Raw genomic sequence first — 11,116 nt, forward strand, 5'->3', positions numbered from 1 at the left:
GAGATAACTATGGATCAACTAAGAACTAAAAAAGTAGCACGAGAGATACAACGCCAACTAGGAATACTATTTCAGGAGGAGACCCGTAAAACCAAAGGGATCATGATATCGGTAACGGAGGTACGGCTCTCACCTGACCTAAGTAGTGCTCGAGTGTACCTCAGCATCTTCCCCGATGAAAGGGCGGAGGAGATGATGAAGTGGATTAAAGAGAATGCTTCGACGGTTCGCTATGACCTAGGCAATCGGATGGCGTCACAACTAAGACATATCCCAGAGCTTATCTTTGAGATAGATAATAGTGAGGCCTACGCTCAGCGAATTGATGAACTACTGGGGCTAACTGACCAACCAACTAAGGAGTAATCCGCTTGGAGCTACTTCCTCTTTTAGGAAGCTTTCTACCAACCGTTCAGGCTATATGTCGTACCACTTCACCAATGCATTTAGGATTGCATGGCGTTACTTTTTTTCGCCAAAGAGTACCCACGCAGTCAATATCCTATCTATCATAGCAGTGCTAGGGATCTCTCTAGTCACTACTGCTATGGTGGTGGTACTCTCTGTATTCAATGGCTTTGAGCTCTTCACCACCTCACAGCTCTCTAGCCTATCGCCCGAATATAAGTTACAGCGAAATGATGGGCAACCTTTTTCACCCTCTGCCTACGGGATCAGTGAGGGAGTTGGGGTGCTCGAAACGGAGGCGGTAGCACGGTTTGAGGATAATAGCACCGCTATCAAGTTGGTAGGATTGGGTGATGGCTACTCGGAGATAGTGCCATTGCAAGAGTATCTTTTTTCTGGAGACTTTGACCTTGGGACTACTGAGGTACCTACAGCTATCTTAGGCCTAGGGGTGGCGATGCCATTAGGGGCTGGAGCAGGATATGTCTCACCACTGGAGGTGATGCTGCCAAAGCGACTAGGGCGTATCTCTACCATCAACCCTCTTAGAAGCTTTCAGAGCGGTAGCTACCATATTACAGGCATTTTCAGTACCGATCAAGCAGAGGATACGGAGGTGGTATTTGTACTGCTAGATGAGGTGCGGAGACTTCTACAGTACGATGAAGATGAGGTAGGATATCTAGCCCTCTCAGCACCGATTGAGGTGCCAGAGGGCTTTCAGATCCTTGACAGGTATCAGCAACACCCCGATGTCTATAAAATCCTACAGATAGAGAAGTGGTTTTCCTTTGTACTACTCCTATTTGTGCTACTGCTCTCCCTCTTTAGTGTGATCAGTACGCTTGGTATGCTGATTATTGAAAAGCGAGAAGATGCTCGCACGCTGATGTTTCTCGGAGCAAGGGATAGGATGATCAATTTGATTCCTTTGATTGAAGGGTGGCTACTCTCAGCAACGGGCTTGGTAATTGGTTTAGTGGTAGGGTCAGTATTGGTATGGCTCCAGCAGCAGTTTGGCTTTGCGAAGCTAGGAGGAGGAGATACCTCAATGTTCCTTATTGAGGCCTATCCTGTAGACTACCGACCACTCGACTTACTGCTTGTCTCACTAGTGATCCTGGTGATTGGCATACTGAGTAGTCTCATTGCCTTCCGACTTTTCCGCTGGAATAAACGAGGGTAGGCTCTGCTTATTATGTTTCTTACAACTCCTATCCAAAGTACGGGGTTATGTATTAGAGGTGCGAAGGCACCTTTTTTTGTACCATCGGGGACTCACCTTTTCAGAGTTTGAAAAAACCGCTTAAAAAAGAGCAAAATGCGACCCTCATAACTCACTGAAATTCAACATCATATATAAGCGTCAACCGAGATGCAACTAAGCAATCGGCGAGATGCAACTCGGCAAATGCTTAGTTGCAACTCGCCAATTGCTTAGTTGCATCTCAACTTTTGACCTACCTGTACAGCGTTATAGTAAGAGTAACCAAATGCGTCACCCTTGTGCCTAAAATCGCCACATATGGTTGCCCCACTCTTTTTTGGTACCTTTGTACGAGGGAGTCAATAATTAATTAGTAATAATATAACAAACGTAATATGATCAACTCACCCGCTGAAGTGCTAAAGAATACAGAGCAAATGGCACTTAATAAGTATCAGGGGTCGCAAATTAAGCTAGCAGTTCTAGGCATCCTAGGTGGTGCATTCATCTCTTTAGGTGGTTTATTTTCCTTTTATTTAGCCTATGGATCACAAGGTATTACGGAGGGGTCTCCTGGTTTTTTTAGGCTCATACAAGGATTAGCATTCCCTATTGGTCTAGTACTCATTTCACTAGTAGGAGGGGAGTTATTCACCGGCAATACGGCAGTCCTCTTCACTGGTGCTCGTAAAGGTTTTATCTCGTGGAGATACGTATTTGCCAACTGGCTGATGACATGGCTTACCAACTTTGTGGGTGCGGTACTGGTTTGTTTTTTTCTCGCACATCTAACAGGGTTACTACAAGTAGAGCCTTGGCAAAGTGGCATTGCTAGTATAGCTAGCAGTAAAGTTTCGCAGCCTTGGCACGTAATATTTCTAAAAGGGATTGGTGCCAATTGGTTGGTATGCCTTGCTATTTGGCTGGGAATGAGTTCGAATGAAATGTTTGGCCGATTGGTGGGGCTTTGGCTCCCTGTGATGGTCTTCGTGACGCTCGGTTTCGAGCATAGCATTGCTAATATGTTTTATATCCCTATGGGGATTATGTCGGGTGCCGATGTGACCGTATGGGAGATGGTTTGGAATAACTTGATTCCCGCGACACTTGGCAATATTGTAGGAGGAGCTATCCTAGTAGGTATGGTCTATAGCTATGCCTACGGATCAAAAAAGTAAACTATGAAAAGAGGAGTTATTTGGCTAGTACTAGTAGTTTTCAACACACTAGCATTGCAGGCTCAGAGCATCACGCTTGGGGAGTGCCTAGAAGCGGCTACTGCTCACCACCCTACTGCCGAACAGATGCAGCTCCAAGGGAAGCTTGGGGAAGAGCTACGCAAGGCACTTTGGTTGGCTTACGTCCCTCAGCTTTCGCTAGAGGCTTCTGCTAATTATCTCAGCGATGTGGTGGAATTGGATATCAAGATGCCAGAGGTGATGGGGATCAAGGTGCCCCCTCCGGATCTGCCCAAGATACCTCACTTTCAGTACAATACCTATCTTCAGGTGACGCAACTGATTTGGGATGGTGGTAGAGTAAAAGCCGGCACCGAGGCGATAAAGTCGGAGACGGTGGCTCAACAAGCAGAGACTGAAGTTCGTGCTAAAAAGGTACGTGATGCGGTAGTGGAGCTCTACTTTGCTCTGCTATTGGTGGATAAGCAGATGGAGCTACAGAAGGTGGTGATTGAGGAACTCGATCGCCAAGCCGATAAGGTTACTTCGTTACTGGCCACCGGGATGGCTAGCGAAAATGACCTAGATTTGGTTACTGTAGAACAAATCAAAGCAAAGCAAACGAGTGATCAGCTCCAGCAAAGTCGGAAGGCTCTGCTAGAAACGCTCTCTATATATACAGGGCTGAAGCTCTCAGAAGGAGCAGTGGCACAATTGCCTAGTTTGCCCGCCCTCCCCACTGAAAAGGGGTCTCGGGTGGCACCCAATAGGGCTGAGCATCTGCTACTGGATAGCCGGCTGAGGAGCTTATCGGCCGATTGGAAGGCCTATCTAGCTAAAGGAATGCCTACTTTGGCTCTATTTGCTAGAGGGGGATATGGTCGACCTGGTCTGAATATGATGAACCCCGACCCCTCATTCTACTACATTGCAGGAGCGAAGCTGAGCTGGAACTTTGGCAAACTATACGATCTTTCGACACAAAAAAAGAAGCTCCACCAAAGTCAACGTCTAGTAGAGCTTGAGCGAGCATCACTCGAAAAGGAGTTCCAACGTGAACTGAGTGAAGCATACAATGAAGTAGAGAGGTATGAGACACAGATCACTAGCGACAAACTGCTAGTGGAGACCCTAGAGCGGGTACTGAATCGCACCAAGAAGAGTGAAGAGGAGGGTACACTTGCCACCTCGGAGTATTTGGAGCAGAAGAGCAAACTAGATGCAGCCAAAAGGACACTAGAGGTTGACCAACTACAGCTCTTAAGGGCTAAGTATCGTGTACAAAATAGATTAGGACTATGATAAAAAGGAATCAATGGGATCATTGGATGGGGTGGCTAGCAGTGGCTACTGCTACACTTTTCCTATCGGCTTGCCACAACCAGAAAAGCGAAGTGATCGGCTCGGGGAGCTTTGAAGCAACCGAGGTGCTGGTCTCTAGCGAGGTGAATGGCAGAGTGCTAGAGTGGAAGATTGAAGAGGGAAGCAACATTCAGCAAGGGGAGCAAGTAGGACTGGTAGATACTACTCAGCTATTTCTACAGCGTGAAGCACTCCTTCGCTCGGGCAAAGGGGTAAGGGCGAATCAGCCAAATATCGCAACTCAGACCAAAGCTCTGGAGGTAAAGTTGGAGGAGCTACAATCCAATCGCGACCGAACCGCTCGTCTGCTAAAAGCTGGGGTGGCGACACAGAAGCAACTAGATGACCTAGATAGTGGCATAGCTGCCGTAGAAAGTCAGCTCTCGGCTGCTCGCAGTACGCTTTCTAATCAAAGTAGTCAGATTACTGCCCAAAGCTCTGCCATAGACATACAGGTGGCACAGGTGGATGATTTGATTGAGCGATCAAAGATTGCGGCACCGATCAGCGGTACGGTACTAGCCAATTATATTCACCGTGGGGAACTAGCAGGGCAGGGGCGCCCGCTATTTAGAGTGGGCAATCTTGAGACGCTATTCCTAAGAGCCTACGTACAGAATGACCAATTGGGCACTCTCCACCTAGGCGATGAAGTAAAGGTGCAGGTGGATGGAGAGAATGGAGAGAAGCGTAGCTACCCAGGTACGATCTCCTGGATCTCTAGTCGGGCAGAATTTACGCCCAAGACGGTACAGACCGATGATGAGCGCTCCAATCTTGTCTATGCCATTAAGGTGCGTGTGCCTAATTCTGATGGCACCCTTCGGATAGGAATGTACGGAGAGGTAGTACGATAAAAGTGTGGTATGAGTGTCGTACAGAGTGAGAAAGCAGCAGCCATATCGGCAGAGGGACTACGACTTACTTTTTCATCCCCTACAGGGGGGAAAGTAGGTGTAGGGACTGCTCCCGGTGGGTTGACCTTTGAAGTGGAACAAGGGGAAATCTTTGGGGTGATCGGTCCTGACGGGGCTGGCAAAACCACGCTTTTCCGACTGCTCTGCTCTCTAATGCTACCCGAGAGTGGCACCGCCCGAGTAGTGGGATATGATGTAGTGAAGGACTACAAAGCACTGAGACAGGTAGTGGGCTATATGCCGGGCACCTTTTCACTTTATCCCGACCTCTCGGTGGAGGAAAATCTCAATTTCTTTGCCACCATCTTTAATACGACTATCGCCGAGAAGTACGATCAGATAAAGGACATCTACAGTCAGATAGAGCCTTTTAAGCACCGCAAGGCAAAGTCACTTTCGGGAGGAATGAAGCAGAAGCTGGCACTCTCCTCAGCCCTTATTCACAGCCCCGAGATACTTTTTTTGGACGAGCCGACTACTGGCATTGACCCGATCAGTAGAGTAGACCTTTGGAATATGCTCCATAAACTCTCAAAGCAAGGGGTAACCATCGTGGTCTCAACTCCCTATATGGACGAAGCAAAGCAGTGTGACCGCTTGGCCTTTATGCAAGAAGGGAATTTCCTCACGATTGATCGTCCTGAGCAACTCACCAAGCAATACCCCTACCCTATCTTTGAGGTGAAAGGGGAGAACCGACTGGAGCTACTCGCAAGGCTCAACAGCTTCCCAAGGGCGATCAATAGCTTTGCCTTTGGCGACGTCTTTCACATCACTACCGAGGCAGGAGTAGAAGCGAGTGATATTGCCCGACATATTGGAAGTGGTGAGGTTCGCCCCATCACAGCTGGATTGGAGGATGCCTTTTTACTACTTTCAAAAACCGAATAAGGGAGCCTATGAGAGTCAGCGATCAAAATGAAATAGTGATTGAGGTCAAGGAGCTCACCAAAGCGTTTGGTAGTTTCTTGGCGGTCAATCATATCTCCTTTGAGGTGAGAAAGGGAGAAATCTTTGGCTTCCTTGGGGCCAATGGAGCAGGCAAGACCACGGCGATGAAGATCCTATGTGGATTGAGCAAACCAACGAGTGGCGAGGGACAGGTGGCTGGGTGCGATATCCTGCATGAAAACGAAGAGATCAAGAAGCATATCGGCTATATGAGCCAGAAGTTTGCCCTATATGAAGATCTTACGGTAGAGGAGAATATCCGCCTCTTTGCTGGCATCTATCGCATTCCCAATTCCGAGATCAAGCAGAAAACTACTCAGTTACTGAAGCGACTTGACTTTCTGGAATACCAAAAGACCTTGGTGAAGAAGCTGCCACTTGGGTGGAAGCAGAAGTTGGCCTTCTCCATTGCTATCTTTCACCAGCCTCAGATCGTATTTCTCGATGAGCCTACTGGAGGGGTGGACCCCGTTACTAGGCGACAATTTTGGGAACTGATCTACGAGGCAGCCTACGGTCAAGGGATTACCGTATTCGTCACTACGCACTATATGGATGAAGCGGAGTACTGCGATAGGGTCTCTATTATGGTGGATGGTGAGATTAAGGCTATGGGGACTCCTGATGAGCTCAAAGAAAAGACGGGGGCACGCAATATGGATGAGGTATTTAAGCAATTGGCGAGAGAGGGGAGGCGAGTAGAATGAAAGCGTCAGGTATTAAGCAATTCCATGCCTTTGTCTCTAAGGAGTTCATCCATATCTTTAGAGACCCTTATACATTGCTAATTCTGCTACTTATGCCGGTGGTGGAGCTACTACTCTTTGGCTTTGCACTCAATATGGAGGTGACCAATATCCGTACCGCATTAGTCACCTTGGAGCCAGATAGATACACGCAGCGACTAGAGGCGAAGATCCGAAGTCATCCCGACTTTATACTCTATGAGGAGCATATTTCGGTGGCTGAGGCGGAGGAGCTACTTCAAAAGGATAAGTTGGATCTCTTCATTGTGATGCCCACCGCCTTTGAGGCAAGTATCTACCGAAAACAGCCGACGCAGGTGCAGATGGTGGTGGATGCCTCCGACCCTAATGCGGGAGAGATACGGGTATCCTACGCCTCTGCACTGCTACAAAGTGTAGTGGTAGAGGATATTGGTGGCGATAGCCGACTTCCTTATTCGATAGAGGTCAATAGCCGAATGCTCTATAATCCGATGATGAAGTCGAGCTACAACTTTGTGCCAGGAATTATGGGACTGGTTCTGATTGTGCTCTGCACCATTATGACTAGCGTGAGCATCGCTCGCGAGAAGGAGCGAGGAAGTATGGAGCTACTACTGGTCTCTCCAGTGCACGCCACTACCATGGTTCTAGCGAAAGCGGTGCCCTACTTTGTGGTGTCGCTCATCAACATTGCTTCTATCCTGATACTCTCCTACTTTGTGCTAGGAGTACCTATCCGAGGTTCGTTGTTGCTCATCATCTTGGTTACAATGCTCTACGTACTCGTCGCACTTGCTATTGGGTTGGCGATCTCCAGTCTGGTTAGCCAGCAGAGAGATGCAGTGGTGGTCTCAGGCTTTGGTATGATGATGCCCACCATTCTACTCACAGGCATGCTCTTTCCCCTGGCCAATATCCCGGCCGCCCTCCGATGGATCTCCTATCTCGTGCCGGCCACCTACTACATCGGTGCCACACGAAAGGTGATGATACAGGGGCTCTCCTTTATGGGAATATGGCAAGAGGTTCTTGCCCTCACCCTCTTTGCGGTACTGATGCTCACCATCGCGATTGTAAGTATTCGCCCAAGATTGAAGTAGAAAGATGGTACTAGGTTATTTACTTGAAAAGGAGTTCAAACAACTCTCCAGAAACCCTGTCATCGTTGGGGTGCTGATATTCTACACCATTATGGTGCTCTTCTTCTTTCCGTGGCCAGTAACTCAGGAGCTGAAGTCACTTAAGATTTCCATAGTCAATAGCGATACAGGCGGGTATGCCCAAAGATTGATCGGTAAGCTGAAGGCAACGAAAAGCATAGAGGTGCAAAGTATTTACCCCGACTATCCATCTGCCTTGAATGATATTGAGCAAGGGAAAGCAAAGGCAGTGATGGTCTTTTCCAAAGATTTTAGCGAAAAGCTACAGCTACAAGAAGAGCCTTCGATACAGCTGCTCATCAATGCGGTGGATGGCACACAAGCTGGACTAGCACAGAGCTACTTACTCCGATTGGTACAACATTATTCGAAGCAATTACGGATGGAGGAGCTTGGGCTTTCGCAAGAAGAGATCGAACCAATAGCCGTACTCCCAACCTATCGGTACAATAGTACACTCAATTACAAGTACTTTATGCTACCTGCCTTGCTGGTCATTATGCTCACCATGTACTGCAGTATATTCCCAGCTATGAGCATTGTACAAGAGAAGGAAAAAGGGACACTCCAGCAACTCAATGTGACCCCTATCCGTCGCTCCACTCTTATCCTCTCCAAGATTATACCGTTTTGGATATTGGCAATCATCTCTGTCCTCATCAGCATTCCGGTTATCTATTGGGTCTATGGGCTAGCATTCCAAGGGAGCATACTTCTCTACCTATTTTGCGTATTGATCTTTGCTATCGCTCTTTCGTTTATGGGGGTAATTCTCTCCAACTTTTCTGAGACATTGCAGCAATCAATGTTCCTCACCCTCTTCTTTATCCTCATATTTTTCCTAATGAGTGGGCTTTTCTCCCCTGTTGATGCCATGCCAGCTTGGGCAAAGGTGATCGCCTACGCCAACCCCCTCACCTACTTCAATCGCCTCACCCGAATGGTCTACCTACGTGGATCTGGTTTCCTAGAGATAGTCCCCGACTTGTTGGCTCTACTCGCATTCCTAGTGGTATTTGGGGTTATTGCAGTAGTGACGCACAAGAAACGAGCCGACTGACAATTGGGCCGATTGGCAAGGTTATTGCTAGTAATAGGATAGAAACATAAATCAAATAAGAAGATATGAAGAAAGATAAGGATATAGAGAGAGAGGAGCAGCTCCTCGATGAGGAGCAGGTTGAGACCTCAGAGAACACGGAAACAAATCAAGAGGAGCAGCCAACAGAAGTAGATGAGGTAGAGGCACTGAAGAGCGAGCTAGAGTCGCTTCAAGACGACTACCTAAGATTGCGTGCGGAGTACGAAAACTACCGCAAACGTACACTGAAGGAGAAGAGCGACCTCATCAAATATGGCGGTGAGAAGATAGTGGGGGGCTTCCTAGATATTATGGATGATATCGAACTAGCCATTAAGAATATGAAGCAGGCGGAGTCGGTAGAAGGCTTAGTGGAGGGAGTAGAGATCATACAAAATAAGTTTGTCTCTGCCCTCAAGGCACAGGGGGTCAATGCCATGGAGGTGATCGGCAAGGACTTTGATGCCGACCAACACGAAGCAGTCGCTATGGTACCTACCGAGGAGGCAGATAAAAAGGGCAAGGTGATTGATTGTGTACAGACTGGCTACACCCTCAATGACAAGGTAATTCGTCACCCCAAAGTGGTGGTAGGCAATTAATAGCAGAGGAGCAAGACAATAATGGCAGAAAAGAGAGACTACTACGAGGTCCTTGGTGTCAGTAAAGGTGCCTCGGACGATGAGATAAAAAAGGCATACCGCAAGACTGCACTTAAATATCACCCCGACCGAAACCCTGGTGACAAAGAGGCCGAGGAGAAGTTTAAGGAGGCAGCAGAGGCGTATGACGTCCTTAGCAATCCCGATAAGCGAGCTCGCTACGACCAGTATGGACATGCAGGAGTAGATGGCAACGCTGGATTTGGAGGTGCCGGTGGTATGTCCATGGAGGATATCTTCAGCCAGTTTGGTGACCTCTTCGGAGGTATGGGCGGCTTCGGTGGCTTTGGAGGCTTCAGTGGCTTTGGAGGAGGCGGAGGAAGTACCGTCAATTATGGCAGTGACCTTCGCGTACGTATCCATGTGACGCTACAGGAGGTACTCAATGGCACCACCAAGAAGATCAAGGTAAAGAAAAACGTAGCTTGTAGCCACTGCCACGGCTCAGGTGCAGAGGCGGGAAGTAGCAAGGAGACTTGCCCTACCTGTCACGGTTCGGGTCGTGTCATTCGGACGCAAGATAGTATCTTCGGACGCATGCAAACCCAGTCCACCTGTACCACCTGTAATGGTACGGGACAAGTGATCAAGAATAAGTGTACCCACTGTTCGGGAACTGGGATAGAGCAAGGCGAAGAGTTGATAGAGATCAATGTACCAGCTGGTGTCGCCTCGGGTATGCAAATGACCCTGCGTGGCAAGGGAAATGCAGGACCGAATGGAGGACCGAATGGCGACCTACTAGTGCAGTTTGAGGAGATCAGCGATGCAGAGTTTATCCGCAACGGCAATGATGTGGTTTACAACCTACTCATTCCTGTCACTACAGCTCTACTAGGCGATAAAGTGGTCGTACCCACACTTGATGGCAAGGTTAAGGTAACCATTGAGCCAGGAACTCAGTCGGGCAAGATATTGCGACTGAGGAATAAGGGACTACCAAGTGTGAGAGGGGCCGGCAAGGGCGATCAGTTGATCGTCGTACACATCTTTATCCCAGACAAGCTAGATGCGAAGGATAAGAAACTGATAGAGCAGCTCAGTCAAAGCAAGCACTTCGAGCCTTCCGAGGCCGATAAGCGCAAGCTAATCGAGCAGCAACGAGCCAGATACGAAATGTAAAGATAAAAAACACCCTAGCGGGTGTTTTTTTTTGCTCATTATTATACCCCGAAGGGGTTCGTCCGGTAGTAACCCAAAAAGTGTGTAAGGCAGAATGCCTCTTTGAACTGCAAATGTACTTATTTTTTTCGCTTTGCTTCCCATAAACAACAAAGATAGACCAAGAAAGAATTAAGGCAAGGCTGTCGTAGCGCAGCGGAGACACCGCCTTGCCGTATTCTTTTTGGTTGATAGCTTTGTGTTGGGAAGTAAAGCACATCTCGTTCTCTTTATGGATGTTATAGCTTCTTCAGACCACCTATCAGATCACCTATTCGCCTCCCTAAATAGGAGGAATTAA

At 48.0% G+C, this 11,116-nt stretch carries 9 protein-coding genes and 1 pseudogene; all 10 read left to right on the top strand.

Going from position 1 to position 11,116, the window contains the following annotated elements; genetic code table 11:
- The first annotated feature begins 9 nt into the window (after positions 1-9).
- The 10 genes and pseudogenes from rbfA to dnaJ all read left to right on the top strand — a co-directional run bounded on the left by rbfA (position 10) and on the right by dnaJ (position 10,776).
- On the top strand, positions 10-366 hold the full coding sequence (gene rbfA / locus A3GK_RS0103865) for a 30S ribosome-binding factor RbfA (protein WP_018028170.1): 357 nt from the start codon (positions 10-12) through the stop codon (positions 364-366).
- 55 nt (positions 367-421) lie between these two features.
- Complete coding sequence (locus tag A3GK_RS0103870) at positions 422-1,594, top strand: FtsX-like permease family protein (RefSeq protein ID WP_018028171.1); 1,173 nt, start codon at positions 422-424, stop codon at positions 1,592-1,594.
- 416 nt (positions 1,595-2,010) lie between these two features.
- Positions 2,011-2,793, top strand: coding sequence for a formate/nitrite transporter family protein (locus A3GK_RS0103875; protein WP_018028172.1), 783 nt, complete (start codon positions 2,011-2,013; stop codon positions 2,791-2,793).
- Positions 2,794-2,796: 3 nt separating this feature from the next.
- Positions 2,797-4,095, top strand: coding sequence for a TolC family protein (locus A3GK_RS0103880; protein ID WP_018028173.1), 1,299 nt, complete (start codon positions 2,797-2,799; stop codon positions 4,093-4,095).
- Positions 4,092-5,012: an HlyD family secretion protein gene (locus tag A3GK_RS0103885; RefSeq protein WP_244860720.1), complete on the top strand. Its 921-nt coding sequence runs from the start codon at positions 4,092-4,094 to the stop codon at positions 5,010-5,012. Before A3GK_RS0103880 ends, A3GK_RS0103885 begins: the two co-directional genes overlap by 4 nt.
- Before the next feature lie 9 nt (positions 5,013-5,021).
- A pseudogene (locus tag A3GK_RS11855) lies at positions 5,022-6,730 on the top strand (ATP-binding cassette domain-containing protein).
- The gene (locus tag A3GK_RS0103900; protein ID WP_018028177.1) at positions 6,727-7,851 is read left to right on the top strand and encodes an ABC transporter permease; all 1,125 of its coding nucleotides are present in this window, start codon (positions 6,727-6,729) and stop codon (positions 7,849-7,851) included. Before A3GK_RS11855 ends, A3GK_RS0103900 begins: the two are co-directional and overlap by 4 nt.
- A gap of 4 nt (positions 7,852-7,855) precedes the next feature.
- Positions 7,856-8,971, top strand: coding sequence for an ABC transporter permease (locus A3GK_RS0103905; RefSeq protein ID WP_018028178.1), 1,116 nt, complete (start codon positions 7,856-7,858; stop codon positions 8,969-8,971).
- Positions 8,972-9,036: 65 nt separating this feature from the next.
- The gene (locus A3GK_RS0103910) at positions 9,037-9,594 is read left to right on the top strand and encodes a nucleotide exchange factor GrpE (RefSeq protein WP_018028179.1); all 558 of its coding nucleotides are present in this window, start codon (positions 9,037-9,039) and stop codon (positions 9,592-9,594) included.
- 21 nt (positions 9,595-9,615) lie between these two features.
- Positions 9,616-10,776 carry a molecular chaperone DnaJ gene (gene dnaJ / locus A3GK_RS0103915; protein ID WP_018028180.1) on the top strand — a complete coding sequence of 387 codons (1,161 nt, stop codon included), beginning with the start codon at positions 9,616-9,618 and terminating at the stop codon, positions 10,774-10,776.
- The last annotated feature ends 340 nt before the right edge of the window (positions 10,777-11,116 follow it).

It is taken from the genome of Porphyromonas somerae DSM 23386 (assembly GCF_000372405.1).
Lineage (GTDB): Bacteria > Bacteroidota > Bacteroidia > Bacteroidales > Porphyromonadaceae > Porphyromonas_A > Porphyromonas_A somerae.